This is a genomic window from Cyclobacteriaceae bacterium (assembly GCA_030584025.1).
Taxonomy (GTDB): domain Bacteria; phylum Bacteroidota; class Bacteroidia; order Cytophagales; family Cyclobacteriaceae; genus UBA2336.
Genome location: CP129487.1, coordinates 787114 through 800439, shown reverse-complemented (window position 1 = coordinate 800439; position 13326 = coordinate 787114). Strand labels below are relative to the sequence as shown.

Annotated in this window: 14 protein-coding genes; 2 read left to right on the top strand and 12 right to left on the bottom strand. The window is 43.0% G+C overall.

Annotated features, from left to right (window positions below; all coding sequences use genetic code 11):
* Position 1: 1 nt before the first annotated feature.
* The 10 genes from QY309_03840 to QY309_03795 all read right to left on the bottom strand — a co-directional run bounded on the left by QY309_03840 (position 2) and on the right by QY309_03795 (position 9106).
* Positions 2-406, bottom strand: coding sequence for a DoxX family protein (locus QY309_03840; protein ID WKZ60610.1), 405 nt, complete (start codon positions 404-406; stop codon positions 2-4).
* Positions 403-927 carry a glutathione peroxidase gene (locus QY309_03835; GenBank protein WKZ60609.1) on the bottom strand — a complete coding sequence of 175 codons (525 nt, stop codon included), beginning with the start codon at positions 925-927 and terminating at the stop codon, positions 403-405. Before QY309_03835 ends, QY309_03840 begins: the two co-directional genes overlap by 4 nt.
* Before the next feature lie 25 nt (positions 928-952).
* Positions 953-1444 carry a glutathione peroxidase gene (locus tag QY309_03830; protein ID WKZ60608.1) on the bottom strand — a complete coding sequence of 164 codons (492 nt, stop codon included), beginning with the start codon at positions 1442-1444 and terminating at the stop codon, positions 953-955.
* Between the two features lie 71 nt (positions 1445-1515).
* Positions 1516-2046, bottom strand: coding sequence for a GNAT family N-acetyltransferase (locus QY309_03825; protein ID WKZ60607.1), 531 nt, complete (start codon positions 2044-2046; stop codon positions 1516-1518).
* Positions 2047-2121: 75 nt separating this feature from the next.
* On the bottom strand, positions 2122-3909 hold the full coding sequence (gene argS, locus QY309_03820) for an arginine--tRNA ligase (GenBank protein ID WKZ60606.1): 1788 nt from the start codon (positions 3907-3909) through the stop codon (positions 2122-2124).
* A gap of 22 nt (positions 3910-3931) precedes the next feature.
* Positions 3932-5476 carry a bifunctional GNAT family N-acetyltransferase/carbon-nitrogen hydrolase family protein gene (locus QY309_03815; protein WKZ60605.1) on the bottom strand — a complete coding sequence of 515 codons (1545 nt, stop codon included), beginning with the start codon at positions 5474-5476 and terminating at the stop codon, positions 3932-3934.
* Between the two features lie 12 nt (positions 5477-5488).
* Positions 5489-6466: a deoxyhypusine synthase family protein gene (locus tag QY309_03810; protein WKZ60604.1), complete on the bottom strand. Its 978-nt coding sequence runs from the start codon at positions 6464-6466 to the stop codon at positions 5489-5491.
* Between the two features lie 80 nt (positions 6467-6546).
* Positions 6547-7305 carry a hypothetical protein gene (locus tag QY309_03805; protein WKZ60603.1) on the bottom strand — a complete coding sequence of 253 codons (759 nt, stop codon included), beginning with the start codon at positions 7303-7305 and terminating at the stop codon, positions 6547-6549.
* Between the two features lie 94 nt (positions 7306-7399).
* Positions 7400-8110, bottom strand: coding sequence for a hypothetical protein (locus QY309_03800; protein WKZ60602.1), 711 nt, complete (start codon positions 8108-8110; stop codon positions 7400-7402).
* A gap of 33 nt (positions 8111-8143) precedes the next feature.
* Positions 8144-9106, bottom strand: coding sequence for an arginase (locus tag QY309_03795; protein WKZ60601.1), 963 nt, complete (start codon positions 9104-9106; stop codon positions 8144-8146).
* 281 nt (positions 9107-9387) lie between these two features.
* Here QY309_03795 and QY309_03790 point away from each other — a divergent pair, with 281 nt between their 5' ends.
* Together QY309_03790 and QY309_03785 are read left to right on the top strand one after the other, a co-directional pair.
* A complete protein-coding gene (locus tag QY309_03790; GenBank protein WKZ60600.1) occupies positions 9388-9774 on the top strand; it encodes a four helix bundle protein in 387 nt (128 codons plus the stop codon).
* 50 nt (positions 9775-9824) lie between these two features.
* Positions 9825-11222 carry an arginine decarboxylase gene (locus tag QY309_03785; protein WKZ60599.1) on the top strand — a complete coding sequence of 466 codons (1398 nt, stop codon included), beginning with the start codon at positions 9825-9827 and terminating at the stop codon, positions 11220-11222.
* A gap of 72 nt (positions 11223-11294) precedes the next feature.
* On the opposite strand, the gene QY309_03780 is transcribed toward QY309_03785, so the two are convergent.
* The gene (locus tag QY309_03780) at positions 11295-12653 is read right to left on the bottom strand and encodes a hypothetical protein (protein ID WKZ60598.1); all 1359 of its coding nucleotides are present in this window, start codon (positions 12651-12653) and stop codon (positions 11295-11297) included.
* Positions 12654-12701: 48 nt separating this feature from the next.
* Entirely contained in the window at positions 12702-13298 is a 597-nt protein-coding gene (locus QY309_03775) for a YceI family protein (protein ID WKZ60597.1), read from the bottom strand.
* Between the last annotated feature and the right edge of the window lie 28 nt (positions 13299-13326).

The following is a 13326-nucleotide window of genomic DNA, read 5'->3' as shown; positions in this document are numbered from 1 at the left end:
ATTATTTCCGAATGAGCCCGTCAACTGAATATTTTCCAGGCCCTATGAAAAACAAAGCCAGGTATGGAATCAGAAAAGAGAATGCATGCTCCCGCTGAATAATGGGGTCACCTGCATGTGCATAAAAAATGGCAACGAGCATGGTGATGATGGAAGGAATGAGCGCTATACGTGTAAACAAACCCAGCACAATAAATGCCGGACATACCAACTCACCGAAAATGGTTAACCCAAGTGATGCCGGACTTCCAATGTGAAAAGGATCAGGAAAGGATTCAGCACGTTCTTCAAATCCGGTGAATTTTTTCCAGCCGTAATACATCATGAATAAGCCGGAGAACAGCCGCAACAGCAAAGCAGCCAAATCGATCGAAAATGGCTTAATACCTAAAACTCTTTTTATCACGACCCCGGAAGAATTTTTTCCATGATCGGCTTTTCGAATGCCTTAACACTGGAATTGAAAAACGTAACGGTTTCACCATCTTCGCCAACTAAATATTTGGCAAAATTCCAATCGGGTGATTTGCCGGTTTTACCAGCCAGCCATTGATAGAGCGGGTGTTTATCTTTTCCCTTTACTGAAATTTTTTCGAACATCTGGAAGGTAACGCCATAGTTGCGCTCACAGAACTCGGCTATATCCTGATTGGATCCCGGCTCCTGCCAAAGAAAATTGTTAGCTGGAAAACCCAACACCACAACTTTGTCGCCATGCTGTTCGTGCAATTTCTGCAGATCGGCATACTGTGGTGTTTTACCGCATTTTGAAGCTGTGTTTACCAGCAGCAATTTCTTTCCTTTGAACTGTGCGAAGTCGATGGTTTGACTTTCCAGACTTTTCACTTTGAAATCGTAAATAGAACCTGTTGTCTGAACCGGTTCAGAACCGGAAAGCTTATCTGCCAAAAAAGATGCTAATCCCATAACTGCTAGTACTCCTAGTATAATCTTAACCCAATTCATCGACTAACTCCAACGGTTTTACTTTGGACGGATAGAACTTAACCGTACCATCCGGCTTCACTAAATACTTGCAGAAATTCCAGGAAGGTTCGCTGCCGGTTTTCTCTTTCAAAAATTGATACAAGGGATGTTGATCATCGCCTTTCACTGAAATTTTTTCGAACATCTGAAACTTCACGCCATAATTTTTCTGGCAGAACTCGGCAATCTCCAGGTTGGAGCCCGGCTCCTGTCCACCGAAGTTATTGGCCGGAAAGCCCAACACCACCACCTTGTCACCATATTGCTCATGCAGCTTTTCTAAATCAGCATACTGCGGAGTATAGCCACATTTTGATGCCACATTAACAATCAACAAAGCCTTGCCTTTGTATTTGGCAAAATCGATCAACTCACCATCAATGGAGTTCATTTTAAAATCGTACACAGAAGATGCGCTCATAGCAAATGCAAATAATACAGCGAATAAGGTTTTCATAGTTTGCAGGTTTAACAGTGATGAAACAAGATTGAGATCGAAATTGTTTCGGACGTGAAAGTTCGCGCTTTTTAGCCGATAATGGGATTAAAAATCCGAAAAATATAAACCGCGTTTCCCTTGTAAACCGTCTGCTTTTCAATTTTCATTCCGTTTTTGACGGCTACTCTCTGCGATGGCAGGTTCGACAGACTAATAATGGAGATAAGCGAAGGCGAAAACGTATTGGCGAAGGCATACTTTTTAATGGCTTGAGCAGCCTCCGTAGCAAAACCCTTACCCCGAAAATGAGGTTGAAGGGAATATGCAATTTCCAGTTCTTCTGTGCCATCCACCACCTGAACCAATAAACCGGCATGACCCACCAAAGCACCGGTTGATTTTTCGATCAGTGCATTCATGCCACCCAGGTTCTTTTCGTAGCGATTGAATTGATTCGCATACCACTTTTTGCATTCCGCTTCGGGTGTGTCTTTTTCAGCCACCCAATACTGGTAATACTCGGGGTCGATAAAAAACTGAAGCCACTCATCAAAATCAGAAGACTGAATGGGGCGAAAAAGAAGTCGCTCGGATTGCTGATCGTGAAGGAGGTACTTCATGGTATTCGCTCAAAGATACATTTTAACCGCAGAGGGTCACAGAGAAAATTACGCAGAGAGCCGCGGAGAAAATAATCACATCCGTTCCGGAACACGAATGCCCAGTAAACTCATAGCATGTTTTATCACATGCGCCACCACTTCACTCATCGCAATCCTGAATTTCAATTTCGACTGATCCGCTTCATTGAAAATAGGAATGGCCTGGTAAAACTGGTTATAGGTTTTGGCCAGTTCATACGCATAGTTGGCAATAACTGCCGGTGAGTACAGGTTAGCCGCTTCCTGCACTTTTTGTTCGTAGTTGGTCAGCAAGAATAATATCTCGCGCTCGGTTGGTTCCAGCGAAGTTACCAGCTGTAAATCTCCTGACTGCGCTGAGATATTCATGGAAGCCGCTTTGCGCAAAATGGCTTTGATGCGTGCATGCGTATATTGAATGAACGGACCGGTAAATCCTTGCAATTGAATCGATTCATTCGGATCGAACAGCATGCGCTTTTTCGGATCAACTTTCAACAAAAAGAATTTAAGCGCACCCAGGCCAATCATTTCAAATAATTCCTTCGCTTCCGTATCGCTTAAGCCTTCAATTTTTCCGAGTTCACGGGTTTGCTTTTCGGCTTCTTCTATCATCTCATTCATCAGATCATCGGCATCTACCACCGTACCCTCACGACTTTTCATTTTGCCGGTTGGTAAATCAACCATTCCATACGACAGGTGATAACATTGCTTTGCCCATTCGTACCCCAGCTTGCCCAGAATCAGAAACAAAACTTTAAAGTGATACTCCTGTTCATTGCCTACCGTATACACCTGCCCTTCTATTTTCGGAAAATCGCGGAAACGTAAAATAGCAGTACCAATATCCTGTGTCATGTATACTGATGTTCCATCTGAACGTAGCAACACTTTTTGATCTAATCCATCGGAGGTGAGATCAACCCAAACGGAACCATCCTCCTTTTTAAAGAAAACACCAGCATCAAGTCCTTTCAACACTTCTTCTTTTCCCAACAGGTAGGTGTCCGATTCGTAGTATAGTTTTTCAAAATCAACACCCATCTTTATATAGGTTGCATCGAAACCGGAATACACCCATTCGTTCATCATCTTCCACAAGGCAACGGTTTCTGCATCCTTTGCTTCCCACTTGCGCAGCATGTCAACGGCAAGCTGCATAATGGGTACCTGCTTCTCGGCCTCTTCCTGACTAACTCCTTTATCGGTTAACTCCTTTACCTGCGCTTTGAAATTTTTATCAAACTCCACATAATATTTTCCAACCAGGTGATCGCCTTTGATGCCACTGCTTTCTGGCGTTTCTCCGTTCCCAAATAGTTTCCACGCAGCCATCGATTTACAAATGTGTATGCCGCGATCATTAATGATCTGAACCTTATGCACCGTGTATCCAACAGCCTTATAAAGTTCTGCTACGCTATAACCCAAAAAATTATTCCGTAAGTGACCAAGGTGCAACGGCTTGTTGGTATTTGGTGAAGAATACTCCACCATAATTTCCTTGCCGTTGGCAGCCAGCTGTCCGTAATGTTGATTGGCATAAACAGAAGCAAATACAGTCGCCCATACGCTATCCGCTACCACCAGATTCAAAAAACCTTTTACCACATTAAAACGCGCAACTATACCGGAGTGCTCCACCAAATAGTTTCCAATGGCGTTTGCTGTTTCTTCCGGCTTCAGTTTGGAAATCCGCGTAAGCGGAAAACAAACTAATGTATGCGAGCCTTCAAACTCCTGGTTGGTGGGTTGAAGCTGAAGTTGGTCAACCGGTTGTCCGAATAAAGTAATAATCGCTTGTTGTATGGCAGAACGAAGTTCCTGATCAAGATTCATATGAAAAAACGCAGTAAACTGTTTACGATTTTGAATTGAATGAAGGCGTGTTGAATTTTATCTCGTATAAATCCTTACGCCTGTCGAGCAGGTTGCGCACGCTTCCATATTGATGAAGTTCCCGGAGGTCATCTAGGTCAACGTCAGCAATGATTACCATCTCGGTATTGGGTACACCTTCTTTCACAATACCCTTTGATGGAAACGCATGATCGCATGGAGAAAACACTGCCGATTGCGCATAGTGGATGTCCATATTTTTTACGCGCGGCAAGTTGCCCACGCTTCCGGCAATGGCCACATAACATTCATTTTCGATGGCTCTCGCCTGTGAACAAATGCGCACACGATTATAACCCGATTCCATATCGGTTGAAAACGGTACGAACAAAATCTGCATGCCTTGCTCTGCCAACTTACGACCGAGTTCCGGAAACTCACTGTCGTAACAAATGAGAATGCCGATTTTAGCTACATCGGTATCAAACACTTTCACTTCCGACCCTCCGGAAATGCCCCACTCCTGTTTTTCACTTGGCGTGATGTGTATTTTCAGTTGCTGATCCCAGGTGCCGTCTCTTCGACAGAGGTAAGAAACATTATATAACTTCTCCTCTTGCAGCAACGGCAAACTCCCCGCCACAATGTTGATGTTGTAGGCAACAGCAAACTCAACAAACTTGTTGCGAATTTCAACCGTATGTTCAGAAAGTTTTCGAACTGAACGAGCTGAATCCATTTCTTTGTAATGCCCGATCAACGGCATGTTGATGAATTCGGGCAGCAACACGTAATCCGCTCCGTAATCGCTTACGGCATCCACAAAGAATTCAACGTAATCGAAAAAAGAAGTAAGATCACTTACATTACGCATTTGCCATTGCACCACACCAATGCGGGCATGTGTTTTTTTACTTCCGATGATTTTCGGGCGCGCAACATAATAGATGTTGTTCCACTCAATCAATGTGGCAAATGCTTTCGATTCTTTATCCTGAGGGAGGTAGTCGGTTAAGATTTTTCGAACGTGAAAATCATTGCTCAATTGAAATGTAAGCACCGGATCGTAAATGCTTTTATCGCGAACCTTTCGGATGTACTCGCGTGGTTTAAGTTTACCGCTGTACTTATGGTAATTGGGCATGCGTCCTCCCGCCACAATCGATCGCAGGTTTAATTTCTCGCACACTTCTTTGCGCGCATCGTACAACCTTCTGCCGAGCCGCATGGAACGGTATTCAGGATGAACCGCTATTTCAATTCCGTATAATACATCTCCTTTACGATCGTGGGTGGAGAAAGAATAGTTACCGGTTATGGTGAGATAATCGTGATCATCACCATACTTGGAGTAATCAACAATAATGGTGAGTGCAAAGGCAATAATCTTTCCCTTGTCCTCAATACCCAACTGGCCTTCCGGAAAAATTTCAATCAGCCGTTGAATCTGTTCCGGTTTCCAGGTGCCTCCCATTGTGATGTACGCATTTCGCATGATGTCGATAATTGCATCATAATCACTAATGTGAAGATTTCTTAATTTAAGTACCGGACGTTTCTTGGCCATAAAGCAGGTTGATTACCAATCCATGATGTAAGCAAAAATCAGTGGCGCCACAATGGTGGCATCTGATTCAATAATGTATTTGGGCGTTTCAATACTGAGTTTTCCCCAAGTAATCTTTTCATTGGGTACGGCACCTGAGTAGGAACCATACGAAGTCGTGCTATCGCTGATCTGGCAGAAGTAGCTCCAGAACGGCACGCCATCACGCTCCAGATCCTGATGCAACATGGGCACCACGCAAATCGGGAAATCTCCCGCAATACCTCCACCAATCTGGAAGAAGCCAATACCATCTTTGCCGGCATTTTGCGTATACCAATCGGCCAGCCACACCATGTATTCAATACCGCTCTTCATGGTAGAGGCTTTCAACTCACCGGTTACACAGTATGACGCGAAGATGTTACCCATGGTTGAATCTTCCCAGCCCGGAACCACCATCGGCAAATTCTTTTCGGCAGCGGCAATCATCCACGAATTTTTCGGATCGATTTCATAATACTGCTTCAGGTCACCGCTATTGAGCAAACGAAACATGAACTCATGCGGGAACAACCGCTCGCCTTTATCTTCTGCATCTTTCCACACTTTAAATAAGTGTGCTTGTAATCTACGGAAAGCCTCCTCTTCGGGAATACAGGTATCCGTTACACGGTTTAAATGATTTTGCAACAAATCCCATTCCTGCTCCGGTGTCAGGTCGCGGTAGTTGGGTATGCGCCTGTAATGCGAATGCGCCACCAGGTTCATAATGTCTTCTTCGAGGTTGGCACCGGTACAGGAAATGATGTGCACGTTATTCTGGCGAATCATTTCGGCAAAGCTGATGCCCAGCTCACCGGTACTCATGGCACCGGCCAGTGTTACCATCATTTTCTTGCCTTCGGCCAGGTGTTTCTTATAGCCTTTGGCGGCATCCACCAACGCGGCTGCGTTAAAGTGGAGGTAATGCTTTTCAATAAAAGACGAAATTGGTCTTTGCTGACTCATGGTTGTTGGTTTTCAAAGTTACTAAGGGGCAAAATTAAGGAATATGGCCTTCAGAACAAGGACAAAAAGTGGGTTTACTCTCAGCCCACTTGTCTTTCAATAAACTCCTCTTTCGCAAAAAGTAATTCGTGATGCAACACCTTGTTGCCCCATGTGGGGAGCACATGGAATTCCACTCCATCACCAACGTTATAGTGCATGAAAACCGGTGCTGAAACCTTCACTTGTAAATCATCAATGACGATGAAGTAACGTTTCAATTCCCAATCTCTATTACCTCGAATAGTAGGAATACGTTCCGTAAACTTTTTAGTAACCACTCCCTGAACAATCATTTTTTCTGAACCATCTTTCAGCGGGCGCTTAAGCACGTTATTATAAAGCGGAAGAATAATCGAGAAAATTAATACAATTCCTATTGCTACATAAAGCGCAGTTTGGTCACTATCGCGCCAATAAAAGTAAAAGCAGAGTAGCGCTAGCAATAATCCAAAAAGACCACTGGCCGCTATGGCAATAACTCTAAACCTGGTTAACCTTCCTAAATCTACTTCACTAAGTGGAACCATTCGTTTTGTTGACTTAAAATGATTGCCTGTTTCTAAGGTTCGAATGGCTTTGCGTACTTTCGAACTGGGTGATTTACTTAGCTTCCGAAAGAGATAGATTCCCCCAAATACAACAAATGGTATGGCGAATAACCACCAATCGCGATACTCTCCGTAATAGATCTCCGGCCATTCCTTTTGCAGGTAAATGAAAATGAGAAATACCACAACAAATGCAGCACCATAAGTCAACACTGCACCAATACGATTGAGGATATAATTCCAGATCATATTTAAAGCTAGGGTAATGCAATATAACTACGAATCTTGATTCTCCCCAGGGGACTGTTTTGGAGATCAAAGCTAGTCTAGGTCAGAAAAAGTATTACTTCAACCCCGCCCCCTCCAATTTTTCATCCCTCAGCACAAACACGGATCCCTTCGGGTAATCCACCGTATGAAACTCGGCTGCTTCGCCTACCTGATAGGCCGTGTATTTTGCTCGCGCTACTTTCAATTTCACATCACCAATTGTCAACCAATAATCTGTAGATTTTGATTTACCTGAACCTGAAGTAGTGGTGAACCTGTCGGTGATAATTCCTCGCGTAACCCTTTTCTTTCTTCCAGTGATTACCCGCTCCATATCCTTGCTGAAATATTTTCTTATCGGATAAATGCCAATCAATGATGCGAGTCCAACCAACTTTACCATATCCTCGCCCAGTATACCAAACAACAAAGCCAGTATACCCAACACAATAGTCACAATCAATAAGGTACTTTTCAAATATTTATTCAGGATGGCAATGTCTTCGCCCGTTAAAACATCTTCGCGGTTCATATGCAACTCCTGACCTGATGCGCGCAACGATGCTATCTTTTGGCGAATGGGATCGTTCTTCTGCGCGACTTTGAATTGCGACCAAAACGAAAACATTAAAACAAAACTGAATACCAAACTGGCAATTGCAATACCTGCAAAAATTTTCCAGTCACCATCCGGGTAATTGGTGAAGGCCAGGTACCCCATACCTGCCGGAATGAGAAAATCAAAAAGTAAGAATAAAAATATCTGACCCGGTTTCAAACGCATAGCCGCGCGCATTTTTGAACCAGTAATATACAATTACTCAGCAATAACCGGCCTCCCAACAATTGATTTTGCTGTTGCCTCCATAATTTCAAAAGCACTTTCGGCCATTTGATTCTGGCTGTCGAGTGTGGGGTTTACTTCCACAATTTCCCAGGCTACCAACTTCGGACTTTTCGCCAACTCCACATTGAGGGTTTTCGCTTCATCCACAGTTAATCCATTGGGTACAGGTGTTCCTGTTCCGCTTGAAATGCGGCTATCTAAACTGTCAACATCAAAGGAAACATAAATGTGATCGCAATGATCCAACATCTGCAATGCTTTAGTGGCAATTACCGATGCACCAAATTTCTTCACCTCTTCCGTTTCAATAAAATTGATGTTGTATTTATTGATTAAATAATTCTCCGGCTTTTCAAGGTCGCGCACCGCGATGTACACAATGTCTTCCGGATAAATTTTAGCACCAGGCATGCCCACATTTTTGATCTGCTCCCAGTACTCTAAGGTCTCACCACGTGGATCGTTCACTTTACACTCCAGGTTATCAATGCCACACGCCATCGCTAACGGCATACCGTGCATGTTACCAGAAGGTGTGGTGTATGGCGTATGTATGTCGGCATGCGCATCAATCCAAATGACACCGAGTCGTGCACCCGGGTTTGATTTTTTAATTCCGGCAATGGTGCCATATGCGGTGCTGTGATCACCGGCTATAATCAATGGGAAAAAATCATCCCAAATGGTTTCGTACACTTCCAGGCACACACGCTCCTCCATAATCATTACGCCATCAATAAACTTGGCGTACGCATGCTTGGCACCATCAAACAACAATTCGTTTACGTGTTCAACTTCAACAGATTCATGCTGTTTGAAGAAGTCGGATTTTAAATCAAGGCTAGCAATTTTTAATGCCTCTACCCCCAGACTTGCACCACGGGTTCCCGCACCGATTTCGGATTTTACTTCTATGATTTTTAACGCTTTCACGGTAATGGAAAATTAACAGATTTTTTAAAAAGACAATTCAATGCAAAAAAGGGACAATACCCGGCCAAACTTAATAGTCGGGCAAGGCATAGGTGCCGCTGTAGACTACGGCATAAAAGGCATTGAAATTCAGACTTTTCATGGCGGTTAACGCGTTGCAAAGATGGCAAATTTATGCCAATATTGCACTCCTTTTTTGAGGTGCTCTGTGTTTTTATAGATACTGGAAATTCTTACTTAAGATTGAAGATTAACGATTTTTGAATCAAGAAGTTGAATCCATGAACAAGCAGGATCTTGAAGAACGTCTGATAAGTTTTGCTGTTTTAATAATTGAGATTATTGAAACCATGCCAAATACAAGAGCCTCAAATCACATGGGTGGGCAATTGTTAAGGTCCGGAACATCGCCAGCGCTTAACTACGGTGAGGCACAAAGTGGCGAATCCAGAAACGACTTTATTCATAAGATTAAGGTTGTTTTAAAGGAATTACGGGAGTCACATGTTGCGTTGAGAATTATCCATCGAAGCAAATTATTCTCTTCGGAGGAGAAAATTCTTCACGCATTAAAGGAAGCAAACGAATTAATCGCAATTTTTGTATCCAGTGCCAAAACAGCACAGAAAAACAATCAGACAATCACTTCAAAAATCAAAATTCGTTAATCATCATTCGTTAATCCAAAAATTCAGACCTTTAAACCATTCCCTTATACATGAAGAGTTACCGCGAATTGATTGAACAAACCTTTGAATTTCCGCAAAAGGAATTTAAGGTACGCGACCATGAATTACTCTTTAATGATGTTCCGCTTATGGACATCATCAAACAATATGGCACCCCGCTGAAGTTGACTTACCTGCCACGCATCAGCGAAAACATTCGCTTTGCGCAAGCTACGTTCAATGCGGCCATGGAACGTTTCAAGTACAATGGCAAATACACGTATTGTTATTGTACCAAATCTTCGCACTTCTCATTCATCCTCGAGGAGGCGCTGAAAAACGATGTGCACATTGAAACGTCTTCTTCGTTTGATATTCCGATTGTACGTAGCTTGTACGATCGCGGAAAAATTTCAAAAGACACTTACATCATCTGCAACGGTTTTAAAATGCCGCTTTACCGGCAATACATTACTGAATTGTTAAATGATGGTTTTACAAACTGTATTCCTATTCTGGATAACCTGAGCGAGATCGATCATTATGAAGCCAACGTGAACCAACCTTACCAGGTGGGCATTCGTGTGGCGGCTGACGAAGAACCCAAGTTTGAATTTTATACCTCCCGACTGGGCATACGGTACAGTGACATCAATTCGCTCTACCGCGATAAAATTGAAAAGAGTGAAAAGGCATCACTCAAAATGCTTCATTTCTTTATTAATACCGGTATAAAAGATACCGCTTACTACTGGAGTGAACTCAGCCGGTTTATTTTCAAATATTGCGAACTTAAAAAAATCTGCCCAACCCTCGATTCCATCGATATCGGTGGTGGCTTCCCTATCAAACAATCGTTGTGGTTTAACTACGACTACAAATACATGATTGAGCAGATTGTAGAAAACATTAAATGGATTTGCGAAAAGAACAATGTAGCCGTACCTCATATTTTTACTGAATTTGGAAGCTTCACCGTTGGCGAAAGCGGAGCCGTATTGTACAAAGTAGTGGATCAGAAACTTCAAAACGATAAGGAGCTTTGGTACATGATTGACGGCTCGTTCATTACCCATCTGCCTGATGCCTGGGGCCTGAACCAGAAATACATTTTAATGGCCGTAAATAAATGGGATGATCCTTATCACAAAGTAAATATGGGTGGCCTTACCTGCGACAGCCATGATTATTATAATTCCGAAGCGCACACAGGCGAAGTTTTCTTGCCGATGATCAACGATGAAGAGCCGCTCTACATTGGTTTCTTTCATACGGGTGCCTACCAGGAATCGCTTGGAGGTTACGGGGGTATTCAGCATTGTTTGATCCCCGCTCCCAAGCATGTGTTGATTGACCGGAACGAAGACGGAGAGATTTCAACACAATTGTTTGCACCTGAGCAAACACAAGAAAGCATGTTGAAGGTGCTGGGGTATCCTTCGAAATAAATTTCAGAAATCTTCTTAAAAGCAAAGAGGCTGTCGTGTGACAGCCTCTTTTTTATTTACCCTGAGCTTGTATTAGAAAGAGATTGCTCCCTGAATTACGAAACCTTTAAAGTTACCTTCGAAGAACCTGTTGTTTGCACCTGTATCAGGGAAACCGTCATAGTTCTGATTTACATATTCACCTTTCAACAAGATGTTTTTGGTAATGAACCAGCCACCACCTACAGAGAAGCGATCAATGGTAACATCATACTGAATACCTGCACTGGCAGCAGTTACACCTTCAGCAACTGTTGCATCAACTTTAATGAACCGGCCTCCAAAGTAGAACTGCTCATCTTTACCAAAACGATAGAGTGCTTCGGCTGCAATCTGGCTAGCTTCGCGGTTATCAATCGCAGCACGTGCGGGCGTGGTACCTTCACCATTCTCAAATTGATTCCTTCCTTTGGCAAATTCAAGTGTACCGAATACTTCAAGGCCACTGAACTTCACAAAGGGGTTGATCACAAAGGTTGTAACGTTATCGCGGAAACCAGGGTTAAATCTGCCGGAAGTATAGTTACCGGTTACAGTTACAGGGGCATTATCCATTACATATTGGTAATTGGAGCCTGTACGGTCGCCACCAAAAATGGTGTTGCTTGCAGAAGATTTCGTTGTGTAGAAGGAACCAGTTAAGCGAAAACGCAGGTTGTCTTGCAGTTGCTTATCGAATCCAACTTTACCATAGATAGAAGGCTTACGTTTGGCACCATCAGGAGTTGAAGGGTCGGCCACGTTACCTTGAATTTCGCCATCGGTCATAGCAATCATAGCGATGATGCCATTTTTCTGCCAGTACAATTCAGCACCAATTTCGGTAGTGAACGCATCCATAATGTTGTTCTCAATCCATGGGTTCCACAAGGTGTGTCCACCATCGCTTCTGCGGAAGTGTGCATCACCATAGTTAATTTCCATATGACCAACTTTTAGAGTCAGGTTTTTCCAAAGGTTGTCAAAGAATTCACTTTTCAAGAAACCAACCTTATCAATTTGCAGATATCCACCTTTCACCCAAAACTCGTTGTGGTGGTGAGATGACATGTAAGAAACCAGGTTCAGGCTAACACCATCGTACAGTTGAACGTCAATGTTGAAGTTTGCCTGTGCCAGTGGAAATCCACCACCCATTTCATACAAACCAGTTGGATCAATGCCATTGCTGTGCTTCAGTTTTTGAAAGCCCTGAGTAAAGCCTGCGCCAATACGCAATTTCAACCCATCATACCCTACGGTGTCTTCTTTAGATGTTTCGAATACGTTGATACCACGCTTGTCATACGGACGGAAGTATTGGAGGGCTGGCTGTTGAGCCACAACTTCGAGTGCAAAGACTGTAAGCAGTACCATGCCCAAGAGTCTTATTGTGTTAGATATTGTTTTCATAAAATTTTGATTTGAGTTTTTTTGGTTTCGATTAATTAACTGGTTTTGTTACAAATTGTTTGATGAATTGGTTAAGGTTAAATTAAAGTTCACGGTTACTTCTTCACCCACTTTTACGGTTCCCATCATGGCGGTAGGTGGCACCATGTTGAAATCTTTCATATTGAGTTTTCTTGATCCGATGATCTGAACATCGCCATTGGCCAATACTTTTCCTTTAGCCGTAAGTTCAACCGGCTTGGAGGTGCCAGCCATGGTTAGGGTACCACTAGCTATAATGGTGTACTCGGCACCACTGGCAGTGATTTTAGCGCTGGTTAGTTTATACTGAATGTTCGGATTCTTATCGGAGTTGAAGGCTTCCCATGTTTTGTTGTCCATGATTTTGCCTTTGGTACTCTTGATACTGGTTACCGGAATTTTTACGGTTACATCTTTAATCTCGGTAAGTTTCTTATCCTGAAGGGTGATGGTGGCTTTGGCTTCGGTTTGGGTGACATCCGATTCCCAATCGTGAAGGGTTGAACTTCCTTGTACGGTGAGTTTATATTCCTTTATAGAATAAGTAGTCTGCGCAAATGCTGCCAACGGCAGTAAAAACACAATCACCAGGATCATTAAGGGGTTTTTTCGGTTCGTGTTCATAACAGTTTGTGTTTTGTTTGATGCCCTA

What these genes read in the sequence shown, in the direction of transcription:
- QY309_03835 (WKZ60609.1), bottom strand. Translation starts at nt 927, where the DNA reads ATGGGATTAGCATCTTTTTTGGCAGATAAGCTTTCCGGTTCTGAACCG.
- QY309_03830 (WKZ60608.1), bottom strand. Translation starts at nt 1,444, where the DNA reads ATGAAAACCTTATTCGCTGTATTATTTGCATTTGCTATGAGCGCATCT.
- QY309_03825 (WKZ60607.1), bottom strand. Translation starts at nt 2,046, where the DNA reads ATGAAGTACCTCCTTCACGATCAGCAATCCGAGCGACTTCTTTTTCGC.
- argS (WKZ60606.1), bottom strand. Translation starts at nt 3,909, where the DNA reads ATGAATCTTGATCAGGAACTTCGTTCTGCCATACAACAAGCGATTATT.
- QY309_03815 (WKZ60605.1), bottom strand. Translation starts at nt 5,476, where the DNA reads ATGGCCAAGAAACGTCCGGTACTTAAATTAAGAAATCTTCACATTAGT.
- QY309_03810 (WKZ60604.1), bottom strand. Translation starts at nt 6,466, where the DNA reads ATGAGTCAGCAAAGACCAATTTCGTCTTTTATTGAAAAGCATTACCTC.
- QY309_03805 (WKZ60603.1), bottom strand. Translation starts at nt 7,305, where the DNA reads ATGATCTGGAATTATATCCTCAATCGTATTGGTGCAGTGTTGACTTAT.
- QY309_03800 (WKZ60602.1), bottom strand. Translation starts at nt 8,110, where the DNA reads ATGCGTTTGAAACCGGGTCAGATATTTTTATTCTTACTTTTTGATTTT.
- QY309_03790 (WKZ60600.1), top strand. Translation starts at nt 9,388, where the DNA reads ATGAACAAGCAGGATCTTGAAGAACGTCTGATAAGTTTTGCTGTTTTA.
- QY309_03785 (WKZ60599.1), top strand. Translation starts at nt 9,825, where the DNA reads ATGAAGAGTTACCGCGAATTGATTGAACAAACCTTTGAATTTCCGCAA.
- QY309_03780 (WKZ60598.1), bottom strand. Translation starts at nt 12,653, where the DNA reads ATGAAAACAATATCTAACACAATAAGACTCTTGGGCATGGTACTGCTT.
- QY309_03775 (WKZ60597.1), bottom strand. Translation starts at nt 13,298, where the DNA reads ATGAACACGAACCGAAAAAACCCCTTAATGATCCTGGTGATTGTGTTT.